This window comes from Leptolyngbya sp. FACHB-261, assembly GCF_014696065.1.
In the GTDB taxonomy this organism is placed as follows: Bacteria; Cyanobacteriota; Cyanobacteriia; order FACHB-261; family FACHB-261; genus FACHB-261.
Genome location: NZ_JACJPL010000027.1, coordinates 46,932 through 59,743 on the forward strand (window position 1 = coordinate 46,932; position 12,812 = coordinate 59,743).

General features: G+C 55.7%; 12 protein-coding genes. 8 read left to right on the plus strand and 4 right to left on the minus strand.

From position 1 onward, the window contains the following. Positions 1-13: 13 nt before the first annotated feature. Both H6F94_RS19950 and H6F94_RS19955 read right to left on the minus strand, forming a co-directional pair. The gene (locus H6F94_RS19950; protein WP_190804011.1) at positions 14-1,006 is read right to left on the minus strand and encodes a formamidase; all 993 of its coding nucleotides are present in this window, start codon (positions 1,004-1,006) and stop codon (positions 14-16) included. A 120-nt stretch (positions 1,007-1,126) separates the two neighbouring features. After that, positions 1,127-3,448: a GAF domain-containing protein gene (locus H6F94_RS19955; RefSeq protein WP_190804012.1), complete on the minus strand. Its 2,322-nt coding sequence runs from the start codon at positions 3,446-3,448 to the stop codon at positions 1,127-1,129. A 228-nt stretch (positions 3,449-3,676) separates the two neighbouring features. Between H6F94_RS19955 and recR the strand changes: the two genes are divergently transcribed. The 6 genes from recR to H6F94_RS19985 all read left to right on the plus strand — a co-directional run bounded on the left by recR (position 3,677) and on the right by H6F94_RS19985 (position 9,287). Beyond that, the gene (recR, locus tag H6F94_RS19960; RefSeq protein WP_190804013.1) at positions 3,677-4,273 is read left to right on the plus strand and encodes a recombination mediator RecR; all 597 of its coding nucleotides are present in this window, start codon (positions 3,677-3,679) and stop codon (positions 4,271-4,273) included. A gap of 158 nt (positions 4,274-4,431) precedes the next feature. Next, positions 4,432-5,298, plus strand: a complete 867-nt coding sequence (locus tag H6F94_RS19965; protein ID WP_190804014.1) for an RDD family protein — start codon at positions 4,432-4,434, stop codon at positions 5,296-5,298. A 254-nt stretch (positions 5,299-5,552) separates the two neighbouring features. Next, positions 5,553-6,176, plus strand: a complete 624-nt coding sequence (locus H6F94_RS19970; RefSeq protein WP_190804015.1) for a PTPA-CTERM sorting domain-containing protein — start codon at positions 5,553-5,555, stop codon at positions 6,174-6,176. 89 nt (positions 6,177-6,265) lie between these two features. Further along, the gene (locus H6F94_RS19975) at positions 6,266-6,922 is read left to right on the plus strand and encodes a hypothetical protein (protein WP_190804016.1); all 657 of its coding nucleotides are present in this window, start codon (positions 6,266-6,268) and stop codon (positions 6,920-6,922) included. 35 nt (positions 6,923-6,957) lie between these two features. Next, on the plus strand, positions 6,958-7,584 hold the full coding sequence (locus H6F94_RS19980; RefSeq protein WP_190804017.1) for a hypothetical protein: 627 nt from the start codon (positions 6,958-6,960) through the stop codon (positions 7,582-7,584). Positions 7,585-7,808: 224 nt separating this feature from the next. Continuing rightward, entirely contained in the window at positions 7,809-9,287 is a 1,479-nt protein-coding gene (locus tag H6F94_RS19985) for a hypothetical protein (RefSeq protein ID WP_190804018.1), read from the plus strand. 79 nt (positions 9,288-9,366) lie between these two features. Here the strand turns inward: H6F94_RS19985 and H6F94_RS19990 are convergent, their stop codons facing one another. Then, a complete protein-coding gene (locus H6F94_RS19990; protein WP_190804019.1) occupies positions 9,367-9,585 on the minus strand; it encodes a hypothetical protein in 219 nt (72 codons plus the stop codon). 453 nt (positions 9,586-10,038) lie between these two features. Continuing rightward, on the minus strand, positions 10,039-11,058 hold the full coding sequence (locus tag H6F94_RS19995; protein ID WP_190804020.1) for an alpha/beta hydrolase: 1,020 nt from the start codon (positions 11,056-11,058) through the stop codon (positions 10,039-10,041). A gap of 177 nt (positions 11,059-11,235) precedes the next feature. On the opposite strand from H6F94_RS19995, the gene H6F94_RS20000 reads away from it, so the two are divergent. Then, on the plus strand, positions 11,236-12,372 hold the full coding sequence (locus tag H6F94_RS20000) for an NAD(P)/FAD-dependent oxidoreductase (protein ID WP_190804021.1): 1,137 nt from the start codon (positions 11,236-11,238) through the stop codon (positions 12,370-12,372). Between the two features lie 298 nt (positions 12,373-12,670). After that, positions 12,671-12,796, plus strand: a complete 126-nt coding sequence (locus tag H6F94_RS33045) for a hypothetical protein (protein ID WP_277878135.1) — start codon at positions 12,671-12,673, stop codon at positions 12,794-12,796. Positions 12,797-12,812: the final 16 nt, after the last annotated feature.

The window sequence follows — 12,812 nt, forward strand, 5'->3', positions numbered from 1 at the left end:
TACTAGCCCACCCTTAACCCTTATAGGTGCGAGTGGGGGCAGGGAAGCCACAGGATGTACCGTCCTTGTGTAGAACTTCCTCTTCCCAAGGCAAACGATATTCTCCTTTGACTAGATCTTGCATGTAGGTATAGGGGCAATCCTGCGCGCCACCCTGGACAGCGACATAGCCCCGGTGTCCGAACTGGTAAGGATTGTTCTCGACGCCCCACAGACGCCGCGCCTCCTGCACCAGTTTGGGCCGTACTTCCCCAGTGATGATTTCGTCGGCCAAACTATTGCCCGTGACTAGGGGTGTGCCATCAAAGTTGATGATTGTGCCCTCGCCCATCGAGTTAAAGGTGCCATCACTGCCGCACATGCAAACCGAGGCGGTATAGATCAAATTGCAGAAGGCATTGGCCTGGTTGGTAATATTCCAGGCGTGACGGATAGGGGCAGTGTAACCGGCGGTGCGGAGCATGATGTCTGCTCCTTTGTAGGCACATTCCCGTGCCATCTCTGGGAACATGCCGTCGTGGCAGATGATCAGGGCCAAGGTGCTGCCATTGGGACCTTTGCAGACTGGAATGCCCAGGTTTCCGGGCTCCCAGGGCTCAACTGGCACCCAGGGATGCAGTTTGCGGTAGTAGAGCTGGATTTCGCCCGTGTCGTCAATAATGATGCCGCTGTTGTAGGGATTGCCGTTGGGGTTATATTCCATCAGCGAAAAGCAGCCCCAGATCTTGTGCTGGCGGCAGGCGGCTTGAAAAGCAGCAACCTCAGGCCCGTCCAGCCGACACATACTCTCTGGGTTGGTGTCCATCGACAGCCCGTGCAGCGAATACTCTGGAAACACCACCAGGTCCATGCTCGGTAGGTTACGCCGCGCCTTGGCGACCATGTCGCAGATACGCCCGGTTTGAGTGACCAGATCCTCTGGCGTTGCCACTACTGGCAACTGCAACTGCACTAAACCAATCACGACGCCATCCGGCGATTTATTTAAGCCACCCAAGCCGCTCATGCTGCAAGCCCCGTGTACCCCAACTACAGGCAACGATTGAACACCGCTCTCGGGTCTGGGTTTGTACCTTTAAGCACAAGGTGTGAGCACAAGCGTTGGCTGGAGACGCGAAAACAGACGTTAAGGCGCCGGTAATACCTTGGCACGCGCAAATCTTAAACCGCTAACGCCTTGGAGGGGCTCGATATTACCAGACTCAATCAAAGGCTCAATCCAGCCTTCGCGCATGAGATAACGCAGATATCCCTGGTACTCCTGCTGCTCTTCATCCGTGGAGTAAACCAGGGTCAGCATTCCCGGCTGCGTAATTCGCATCTGTGTGTGTTCAGCTACGGCTTTTTCGATGCGCTTTTTGACAATTTCGTAGCGCGTATCGTGGGTGCCACGCACATCGAACAGACGCTCGGCTTTTTCGTTGTGGTAAATCTCTACCGTTGAATCTTGCACCAGCACCAAATGGGCTACCCCCATCTCGGCATTAGTATTGCGGATCTCCAAAGTCGCCCGCGCACAGTCGCACATGGCTCGCAATTGCTCGTAGCGCAGACTATGCAAATGGAACTGACAGAACTGCTGGTCAATTGCAGCCCCGGCATAGATCATGTGGTCGATGCCATCTGTGATCTGGACATCACAGTAATGGGGCGTAATGTGCTGCATGCGTTGCTGCCAACGCTCCCAAACGTCCCGCAGCAAATGATTGATCTCGTTAACTGCTTGGTCGTAGTGAGCCCGCGCTACATAAACCGCCTGATGCTCATTGGCACAGGCTGAGCGGTAAGTCTCGACCGCAGTGCGGGCCGCAGCGCTACAGCGACTGAAGTAGTCGAAATGGGCTTCTAGCTGGTGGCTTAAGTAATGGGCAGCAGTGACCTCAACATCAACTGTGACGCCAGCCCGCAGCTTCTCCAGATGGTCTAGCAGGTCTAGGCGTAGTTGTTCGCCAAACGCCGTTTCTTGAGCTGCACACACTGTATCTAGAACCTTAAGCCCCAACTTGAATTGGTGCAGCAAGTCGGCCTGGATCGCCCGGTTGCGCTCCTGCGAAGAGCCCCGGATATCGGAGATGCCGTAAAGCGGATAGACATTGGAGAAGACAATCGGCTCCGGTGGCAGCCCCCAGGTGCGTCGCTCTGACTCCTGTAAAAAGCGCCACTCTACAGCCGGGTGAATGTTGCTGAAGCGCTGCCGAATCGCTTGACTGACTGCTGTGATAAACGAAGGAATCAGCTGTTTGGCATGGCGACAATCGACCCGGTCGAAGTGGTTAGGCCGGTCACTGGTCAGACCTACCAAGCCCAGAACCTGTCGATGCCCTGTCCCCGACTCCGCCGCAGGCACAACCAGCGGAATCAACAGCAGCGAATGCACCCCCTGCTCTAGCAGTTGCCGCTCGCAGTCAGTCTGGCAATCCAACGCCAAGTCGGTCACAGTCCAAACCTGATTGGCTTCTAGGGCGCGCACGAACTGAGAGCCCTGCAAAGCTCGCATGGAGTGGGCGGTAACCTCTAATTGCTGATCGGCGTGCCTGAACAGCTTTGCCTGATCGCCTTCGGCACTGAGAATAATGCTGTTGCTGGCGCGAAACAACGCACGCATCAACTGGTTGAGCTGCTGAAACTTTTCGGGGTGCAGAATCGAATCCCGGTCAATCAACAACTGGTTGATGCGCCGAATCGTTTCGCGCACCGTCACATCGGATCCTTCAAACAAAATCGATCCCTGAATGCGCCCAAACCGATAGCGCTCTAGATGCAGGTGACGCGCAAAGGCATGCAGTTGCTCCGGATCCCGCAGCTTTTCCTCTAGTTCACCCAGGGGCATGCGTTTAGGATCCCAAGCGCCCAACTCCGGCACAGGCGCCTCTGACTGGGAAATCTTCAGCTCGTCCGGGTGCAGCCAAAACTCTACTAGACGCGGCTCGGGGTAGAGGGGACTGGAGACAGAGGCGACTAGGGGCTCCTCGAAGGGGCGCAACTCCGACAGCTCTACCTGATACACATCCCGCAGAATCAGATAGAGAATGTGCCGCAGATAAAGATCATGCGCGGGGCGACCATCTAACTCATGCAACAGATCGACTAAGCGGGTTTTTACACCCTGACTGGGAGCCAGAACTTCCAATCCCGTAAACTGACAGAAGTAGTCATTGGCATAGCGAACGGCCCAGGTGCCCGGTTCAATCACCGCAATCAGCAAACGGCTGCGGCGCTTGAAGCTGTCGAGCCAAGCTAGACGGCGCTTCGCTCCAGACAGCAGTGAGCTAGGATCAAGATCCCGTTTCGCCCACAGCTCTGGGGCAGGCTGTTCTGTCTGAGCTAGAGATACATCCCCATCGGCTTGGAAACCTGCTTGAAGCGAGTCCAAACCGCTATCGCCTTCTGTCAACTGGTCTGTGTGGTGCGGAGCAGTCTGATCTTGAGTCGGTAGATGGTCGCTCATAGGCCTTCGGCAATGGAGCATTGCCCTCATCTTCTTCTACTTATGACCTTTGCTTCTGGCTGGCCTTTGCTTCTGAGATCAAAGGGGTTTGCCTGGGCCTAGCCTGCCCACTTCATTGCGGCAGACACCCAGCTGACTGCGGCAGAGATTAAAGGGCACCCCGTTTCTGTTTTCTCCTCACAACCCTAGCCCGCTGCGATAGACTCTCAACCAGTCCTTTTGCGATTCATGGTTTACACTCGCCCTCTAGCCCGCCTGATCGAACAGCTCCAACGTCTGCCTGGCATTGGTCCCAAGACGGCTCAGCGCTTGGCCTTACATCTATTGAAACGCCCAGCGGCTGAAGTCGAAACTCTGGCTCAGGCTTTGTTAGAAGCCCGTGAGCAAGTGGGCTTATGTACCACCTGCTTTCACTTATCTGCCCAGAACCCCTGCGAAATCTGCCGCGCCAGTAACCGGGACTCGCACGTGCTCTGTGTGGTCGCCGACTCCCGGGATTTGATTGCCATTGAACGCACCCGCGAGTTCCGAGGGCAATACCACGTGCTGGGCGGGGTGCTGTCGCCAATGGATGGCATTGGTCCTGAACAGTTGCATATCAACGAACTCGTGCATCGAGTCAGCAAGAACTCGGTTGAAGAGGTCATTCTGGCAATTAGTCCTAGCGTTGAAGGCGACACTACCACTCTCTATGTCGGCAAGTTGATTAAGCCTTTCACTCGCGTCACCCGCATTGCTTCTGGTGTACCAATGGGCGGCGATTTGGAATATGCCGACGAAGTGACCCTCATACGGGCTTTGGAGGGACGACGGGAATTGGATTAGGGGCATTGCTCACTGCCGCCTAGATAAAGAGGTCAGATAGCTCTAGCGGGCCTTCTAGTGTCAGTCTGTTGCCGGTCTCTTATCAGCCCTCGCTTGTTTTGTGAGCTTGCCCCAGCGCAACGGATCAGCAGGTAGCCCAGTTCAGGGAATGGTGGGTGATGCAGACACAAACAAGGGTGCAGCCCAATGTGCAGGTTCTCGGTCGGCGGTTCGGTGCGTTTGTCATTGATGCCGCAGTTCTCAACTTGCTGCGAATCGTGGTGGGGAATGTCTTTGGTGTTGAACGGTTCACCCAGGGTTCGCCCTGGGCAGCTACAGTCGGCGGTGCTGCTTGGTTTTCCAGTTCGGTTCAGCTGGACTGGCCCTGGCAGCTATTGCTGTTAGTGACCTACTTCATGTTGCAGGAGGCGCTCTTTGGCGCGACCTTAGGCAAGTGGGCTGTGCGCTTACGGGTGGTTGATCTGTCGGGTCGGCGCGTCCGTTGGCTGGGGGCTTTGGGACGGAATCTGCTGCGCCCAGTCGATTATTGGTTTGCTCTAGGGGCTCTGGTGATGGCACGCTCGCCTAAACGTCAGCGCCTGGGTGATTATCTCGCAAGTACCTTGGTCGTGGATGCAGACTCAGTGCCTCAGGGTCTTTGTCCACGCGCAGAGGTTCGCCGCAACCGCATAGCGCTGCTGGTGCTGATGCTGCTGTTTACTGGCTTCTGTGCGGGTTTCTCGTACTATGGCCGTCCGCCTTTGCTGATTCGAAGCTGGGCCAATACGGGCCAATTCTTGTTCAGAGAGCGCGTGGACCCATATAGCTTAGGTAAGCCTAGTTCCTACAGACCCACTTCCTACAACTTGGGTAAGCCTAGTCGAGGCAGGGGCAGCATCACTTATCCCATTCGCTATCAGCGCACAGGCAGCAATACACCTTGTGAAGGCAAGCTCACCTTGAGGTGGATGAACTTCTGGGAGGGCTGGCGACCGGAAAGCGTTGAGAGCACTTGCGGTCAGCAGAGAAATCCTGAATCGTTTTAGCGGCCTATGGCTCGTCTCTTTTCAGAAACAGTTGTTAGCTTTTCCTGGCTTGGAGTCGCTCAACTCCAAGCTAGGGGAAGCGAGGTTTTAGGCGCACTTTTCCGGACAACCTCAAGCTAGGGCTGCAAACCCTAGTGTCTAGATCCAATCTAGATCCAATTAAATTCAGCATCTACGGTTACAGCTCTGGCTCAAGCGGCGCTTCATACCGCAAACTCAGCCAGGATTTTCTGAACCACTAGAGGCACACAAAAATGTTTAATCTCAAGCACGCAGCCCAGGCTGCGGCCGTTAGCGTTTTGTTGACTGTAACGGCTGGAATTCCGGCTCAAGCTGCAATCATCAGCGGCAAGATTTCGGGAACCGTGACTCAGCTGATCGGAGGTTATGTTCCCCAAACGGTTCAGCTCGGTAGCCCGATCAGAGGCAGCTATAGTTACGACTCTGAATCAGCTGGAGCATGGGGTCGCGCATCACTCACAGCGTTTGACCTATCCATTGGCGATAATCCCTTCCGCTTTGACTTGAGCAGCGTGATGGGAGTGGTCCTTCTAGGCGCAGGGTCTGGTGGAAGCGATCTGCTCAGCGTAGATTTTCGAAACGACGAAGCTGGGACCTTCTTTGGGTTTCCTGGTCCTATTGGTTATGGCTCCCTGAGAGCATCTGCAACTGAGGGTGACGGAATTTTTTCTCTCATGGCAGGTCGATATGATGACCTTGAATACTATGGCTATATCGAGTCGGACAACATAGTTGCTCGCCCTGATGGTTCTACGCCTGCCATCCCTGCACCTGCCTTAATGCCCGGTTTAGTTGGCTTGGGCATGGCTGCTTGGCGTAAACAACGCCAGAATCAAGACACTATCGAAGTTTCCTAAACCAACAGGGAATGGTTGCTTGGCGTAAACAACGCCAAGCAACCAAGGCATTATCAAAGTTTCTTGAACCAACAGCAGTGGAAGCCAAAATGTTTTCTTTAAAACCTGTCCTACTAGCTGCTGTTGGCAGTTTCTTACTGGTAGCAACGGCTGGTGTCCCAGCTCAGGCAGCCATTATCAGTGGCAAGATTTCGGGGACAGTAACTCGCTTGATCGGAGGTTATGTTCCCGAAACGGTTAAGCTCGGTAGCCCAATCAGAGGCAGCTACAGCTACGACACGGAAATTCTCGCTGACTCCTCTGGTAAGCGAATCACAGCGTTTGACCTATCCATTGGCGATAATCCGTTCCGCTTTAGCATGGATGGCTTTTCCTACGGTGGGGAAGGTTCTGTGGACCCAGGGGCAGGGCATGACGGAAGCGATCTGCTCAGAGTAACTTTTGGACTACTCGAAGCGGGGGCTTTCTTTTACTATCCTGGTCTCATTGGTTTTGGCGGCCTGACTGCATCTGCATCTAGGGAAAGCGGATTTCTTTACCTCGAGTCAGGTCCGCGAATCCCTGAGCTGTTCGAGCTTTTTGGCTATATCGAGTCAAACAACATAGTTGCTGGCCCGAATGTTCCAGATGTCCCTGATGTCCCCGCAATCCCTGCACCGGGCTTAGCAACGGGCTTAATTGGCTTGGCAATCGCAGGTTGGCGTAAACAGCAACGCCAAGAGCAGGGCACTACCAAGGTTTCTTAGTTTCACCTGCTTAAATCGGACTTAACAGAGGCAAGATGTTCTCTTTCAATCACGCATTGCAGGTTGCTGTTAGCAGCCTAGTGCTAGCAGCGGCAGTTGGAATTCCGGCTCAAGCTGCGCTCATCAGCGGCAGGATTTCAGGAACAGTGACTCGGGTTGAAGGACTTCCCCAACTCCCTGAGGGAATCAAGCTGGGTAGCCTGATTCAAGGAACCTATAGCTACGATACTGACCAGCTTTTAGATGGAATACCCCAAAGTAAGGTCATCACAGCCTTTAATTTATCTATCGGCGATAACCCCTTCAACTTTGACCTAAGCACTCTTGATCCTAGTTCTTCAGTGGATATAGGTGCGGGGACTGGCGGTACGGATCTGGTACGGGCATTTTTCCGAGGTGACGCAGTTTCGCAGTTTATCTTTGGTGTAGATCAGGAACCGACCAGCTTTGGCAGCCTTTTTGCTTCTCCAGTCAACGGGAATGGGTTTCTTTCTCTTGCATCGGGCCGTGGTGACTTCTTCGGCTATGTCGAGTCAGATAACATCGTTGCTGGCTCTGATGTTCCTGCGATTCCAGTACCGGGGTTGGCTCCGGGCTTAGTTGGCTTGGGAGTTGCCTGGTCTAGACGGCGGCGCTTGCAGAAAGCTGAGGCGACTCGCTAGCTTCGCCTAGTGACTACCTTGAGAGGTGCTGGGGGCTTGGCAATGCCAAGCCCCTACGTGCATTGGGTTGCAGGCAAGGGGGAAGGGCTCTATCAAGGGCTCTGGAACCGTTACAAAAACTGAAACCTTAGGGTGTAGAACTCTTCCCAGGCGCTACGGTCTAACCAAGTGAAGGTTGCTGAACGCCTTCTATGTTGGCCTTTGAAGCTTTGGGAGTAGGAAACATGCGAACGGTTGTGCCAGTCTTGGCTTGCGTTATGCCTCTAGGCTTGCTGGCGGCTTATACCCTGTTAACTTTTCGAACTCCCGAGGCTATTGCTGTTCCTGTAACCCCTGAACCCATGCCAAGCTCACAACCGGCTCGCGAGCAGCCCTTGACGCCTGAAGCCTATCGGCGCTACCAGCAGGTGGTTAGCCAAACCGTTGGTATGGTCCGGGACCAGGCGGCGCAGAAGCTAGCCCAGAGCTTTGGTCTGCGTGTTCTAGACCTCACCTGGGAGGATACTGGGCGCTATAAGAACTCGGCGGTGGGGCCAAATATCAGCGATATGACGATTCAGGTGCAGCAGCGCAATCCGCAGACGGGGCAATACGAGCTGAGCCTGATGCCGGTGATTCGTCATCCCAACTTCTCGGATGAGTCGGCGGATGTGCCCTTAGATCGCTTCTTTCTGCTGGTGGGTAATGAGAAAGGCCGGTCGCTGGAGCGGGTGTCGCTGCGGCAGTTCTTGGGCAATCCCCGGCGCTATTTGAGTCAGCCAAACTCCTGGCGGGGGTCACGGAATTCGCTGCTGGCGGAGCGAGATACGCACGCGTTGGTCAGTGCTCAGGCTTGTTTTCTGCCGATTCCCAGTGGCGGCAAGGCGCAGTTTAACCCGGTCCTGTTCAACTACCAGTCTTATTCAGGGGACCCAGCGGTCTTAACAATTTTGGCAACGCGGGAAGGCACCAGCGTCACAGTGATCGACAATCAGCGCGACAACTTTGAGGCGGGGCGAACCTGGGGACAGCGCTTGTTCTTCAATCAGAACGGCGAACGGGCCAGTTTGACGGGGCAGCGCGAGAGCGACTTTAGCACGACCGGAGCGGGCAACCGTCCGACGCCTCAATCACCGGTAGTGACTGCTGCAGGGCAGGAGGGCTTGAATATGGTGATGCTAATTCAGGTGCCTCTGAAGCAGAAACAGCCGATGCGAACGCCGATGCCGATGGCCGCACCCATGGGCGCCGCTACTGCCGAGATGGCACCCCAACGGCGACGCAGCGATGTGGAAGCAGCCGTGATTGGTCACGGTGCAGTAGAGGGGCCATTCACTGAGATTGACAACTTGGAGATCGAGCGGGATCCTCAGTTCCCGGTGCGGGTAACGGTGCAGTTTTATAAGGCCACCAGCAATGGTGTGGTGGCTGAGCAGGATATGCGGGAGATTCAGCGGCAGATTGCGCGAGTCTATGCCGATGCTGACTATGTGGGCAGTTTGGTCACGGGCGGGGAGACAAGCCGCCCCACCGAGTACGAAGGCCCGAAGCAAGAGCCGCGCGGCTGGTGGGATGCCTTCTGGCGTCGTCATGAAGCCAATACTGGGCAATCACGGTTAGAGGCGCTAGAGATGTTGCGGCGTCTGCGTGGTCAGAACTGGATGCCCAATTCCGAGGAGGAGCTGCGGCGAGCGTTGGAAGAGTCGAGGAGGCAACCCGACTAGACCCGCTCAACCAAAACCCTACCCCTCCCGACCTCCCCTTGTTAAGGGGAGGTCGGGAGGGGTCAATGGGTAGCGCCTGTTAGCCATCTGGCTTACTAGACTCACTCAACAGAAACGTCAGGGTACTGAGGGTTGCGTTGAGTTTGCGGATGTCGCTACTTAAGGCTGTGAGTTGCATCAGCATCTCCTGGCGGGTCGCGCTGATTGCTTGCATTTGGCGACAGTGGCAATCGTCAACCAGTTGACCTAGACGCTGCTCCAGCGCCTCTAGTGTGTCAGTCCCCGTGTGCGAAGTCATGGTAATAAATCTCGCAAGAATAAAATGCACCCAGCGCAACCGCAGCAAATGTCCCAGCCTTGGCTTTTGGCAAGCCGCAGGAGTTTCTCCTGGGACTTGAAGGTTAGCTTTTGGGTCATCTGCTTCCACGATAGGAAGGGGGGTTAAAGATCGCCCTCACCTGTTAGCAGGATTGGAGTTTGATTTCTGTGCTAGCCAATTAGAAGGACAAGGCAAGATTCTATTGGGGTAGGGACAAGGCAAGACCTTGTCCCTACAGGGGTTTTGCGTTTATTTTGGGTAGATTGAATTGCGGATCTTTAGGGTTGGCTGTGCAGGGGAACTAGCTTTTAGTAGCTACTTTTAATGACCCTATTTTGGCTGTTGAGTTTGCAGTAGAAATGATTAACTCAAGGCTCAACTCTATTGCTGTTAGCGGTATCACAGCCTTGAGTTGTTTTGTCTCTCGCCGGGCTATGACTGTGCTTGTGGATCAAGAGATAACTGCTGTAGAACAACTGGCAAATCTGGGGTCAAACGCTTTAGCCAACCTCGCTCTGCAAGCACTTGCTCAAGGCTGCGTCCCTGCTTCACTTCGGCTGCTAATTGCTGTAATTCCTGGCTGGTGAAATCGCTTTGCAGGTAGGCGCGTGTCAGGCTAATCAGCAAGTACTCATAGTCATTGCCATCGACTTCGCGCATCATTGTGTGCGGCACTTTGAGCTTCTGGTCGAAGCAGGCATACCAACTGTGGGGCTGTGCTTGCACTGCATTCTCAAACAAAGCCTGATGCTCGCTATTGCTGGCGGACCAGTCGCTTTCACTGGAGACTAGCAGCAAGGGGGCACCGCGTTGGGTCTGGGCCAATTGCAACACTTCACGGCCTAAATCTAGAAAGATTTGCAGAGCCGAGAGGCGAAAGCCGGGGTAACCATGCTGAGTGACTGTATCTGGAGCCTTAAGCCAGGGCAGGTAAATCAGATGATCTAGGGGTTTGGCGGCTTCGATCGCCCAATTGAGCACCTTGGGGCTGGAGCCCAGATAGGGCGCGTAGAGCATGGCCCGCTCCACCTCAGCCGCGTGGGTGAAGGCGAGCCAGGCTGCTAGCGTACCGCCACTGGAGAGGCCCGACACAATCACCTGCTCGCCCAAGGCCTGGGCCTGCCGGAGCCAGTGCTCTGCAAACTCCAGATAGGGCTCAATGAGATCGGACAAAGGCGGTGGCTGGTCGGCTCCCCAATCGCCCTGGCAACCGTGACCAGGCTGCAAGGGTGCAACCACGTTGTAGCCCAGGTCGTACAAGGCTGGTCCCACAGAATCGAATTGCTCAGGGCAGGCGGTGAAGCCATGAAAGAACAGCACCACCCGCTCTGTCTTGCGGTCCTGCAACCAGAAGCGCGAACGGCAGCCCTCGTTTAAGGACTGCTCATCTTCTTGGTGACGGATGGTTTGCCGCAATTCAGCCGCGAACTGGGGGTAAGAAGTGCTGGTCATAGGCAGACGGTTTGCAGACGAGTGGGCCAAATCATTGGGACAGGGCTAGATTCGAGCGGAGCTGATTGGCAAGTGAGCGGGTTCGAGCTGAGAGTAGTCTAATCAGAACAGGGCTGGAATCTATCTGGAGTCTTTGAGCGGCCCTAAAGGGAGCGGGCCAGTGAAGGGAGAGGTGTAGTGAAGGTCATTGTTGTTGGGGCTGGCATCATGGGTCTGGCAGCAGCCTGGGCTCTACATTGCCACGGGCACCAAGTTGAGGTTTATGAGCAAGGCTCGATTCCTAACCCTTTGGGCTCCTCAGTTGACCAGCACCGCCTGATCCGCTTTCCCTACGGCAGCGAGCGGGGCTATACGCGTATGGTGGCTGAGGCTTACCAGGCTTGGGAGCAGCTGTGGGCTGATCTAGAAGGTGCAAACGACCTAGGCGAAAGGGATCCAGGCAAGGGGCTCTATGCAACCACGGGCACGCTGGTTCTGGTGAGCAATGCTGAGCAGTGGGCAGCAGAGTCCGCCGCCACGATGGAGCAACTAGGTCTGCCGGTGTCCTGGCTCAGCCCTGACCAGGTGAGACAGGCCTTTCCGCTGCTAGAGCTGGATGGTGTGAGCCGTGCTTTTCATCTTCAGAGTGGCGGGGTGCTGCTGGCAGAACGGATTGTTGCGGCGCTGGCTCAGCACTTAGCGCGGCAGGGCGTAGCTCTGCATTCGCATCAGGCAGTGTGGGAGTTGGACCCGGAGCGGGCGCGGCTGGTTCTAGCGGATGGCTCAGTGGTGGGAGCCGACAGGCTGGTGATTGCGGCAGGGCCTTGGGTCAGTCGGCTGCTACCGGATCTAGCTAAGCGGGTGACGCCTTCGCGCCAAGTGGTGGTTTACCTGGAGCCACCGGCGGAGCTGGCTTCTGCCTGGGCTGCAATGCCAATGGTGCTGGATATTGACCCCCAGTCTGGGCTCTATCTGGTGCCGCCGGTTTTGGGGACAGGGCTGAAGCTGGGCAACCACTGCTTTACGCTGGCTGGCGACCCAGATTGCGAACGCATACCGACTGCGGCGGAAGCCCAAGCCATGTTTGAGCAGGGTCGGCATCGGCTCAAAGACTTTGACCGCTATCGCCTCCAGAGCACCCGCACCTGCTTCTACACGGTGGAGGCGAACGAGCAGTTTATTCTTGAGCCCGTAGGCAACGCTTGGTTGATGACTGGCTTCTCCGGCCACGGCTTCAAGTTTGCCTCAGTGTTGGGCTTGGCGCTGGCGGAAACGCTGGCAGGTAAACGAACGGCAGCAGAGCTGAGTCAGTGGGCAGCAGGTCAGGCAGACTGAGGGCCGAGGGCTGGTCTGGAAGCGCAGATGCTTAGCGAGGAAGGGGCAGACCCTTCTGCCGGATGCACCAGACCCCTCCGGGAAAGGGTCGTACCCCTCCGGCAAGGGGTTGGGTGCTAGGCAAACTAGGGCTTGACCCCTCCGCGGAAGGGTTAGGTGCTTAACCGGGAAGGGTGCAACCCCTCCGTGGAAGGGTGCGACCCATAGCTCGGAAGGGTGTGACCCCTCCGTGGAGGGGTACGACCCATAAAAATAAGGGTCAATGCCTGTTTAGGAAAGGGCAGAGCCTGATCAAGAAATGTCGATGTCTAATTGGGAAGGGCGCTCCTCTGAGCAACAGGCGTTGATGCCTTTGGGTGCAAAAAAGGCCCTGATCTGTTGGGCTAGGGATGGACAGGTGGTCAGTGAGTACACTGACGCTTAAGCCACCGGGTCCTGCC

Coding starts and splice junctions, on each gene's coding strand:
- H6F94_RS19950 (WP_190804011.1), bottom strand. CDS start 1,006: ATGAGCGGCTTGGGTGGCTTAAATAAATCGCCGGATGGCGTCGTGATT.
- H6F94_RS19955 (WP_190804012.1), bottom strand. CDS start 3,448: ATGAGCGACCATCTACCGACTCAAGATCAGACTGCTCCGCACCACACA.
- recR (WP_190804013.1), top strand. CDS start 3,677: ATGGTTTACACTCGCCCTCTAGCCCGCCTGATCGAACAGCTCCAACGT.
- H6F94_RS19965 (WP_190804014.1), top strand. CDS start 4,432: ATGCAGACACAAACAAGGGTGCAGCCCAATGTGCAGGTTCTCGGTCGG.
- H6F94_RS19970 (WP_190804015.1), top strand. CDS start 5,553: ATGTTTAATCTCAAGCACGCAGCCCAGGCTGCGGCCGTTAGCGTTTTG.
- H6F94_RS19975 (WP_190804016.1), top strand. CDS start 6,266: ATGTTTTCTTTAAAACCTGTCCTACTAGCTGCTGTTGGCAGTTTCTTA.
- H6F94_RS19980 (WP_190804017.1), top strand. CDS start 6,958: ATGTTCTCTTTCAATCACGCATTGCAGGTTGCTGTTAGCAGCCTAGTG.
- H6F94_RS19985 (WP_190804018.1), top strand. CDS start 7,809: ATGCGAACGGTTGTGCCAGTCTTGGCTTGCGTTATGCCTCTAGGCTTG.
- H6F94_RS19990 (WP_190804019.1), bottom strand. CDS start 9,585: ATGACTTCGCACACGGGGACTGACACACTAGAGGCGCTGGAGCAGCGT.
- H6F94_RS19995 (WP_190804020.1), bottom strand. CDS start 11,058: ATGACCAGCACTTCTTACCCCCAGTTCGCGGCTGAATTGCGGCAAACC.
- H6F94_RS33045 (WP_277878135.1), top strand. CDS start 12,671: ATGTCGATGTCTAATTGGGAAGGGCGCTCCTCTGAGCAACAGGCGTTG.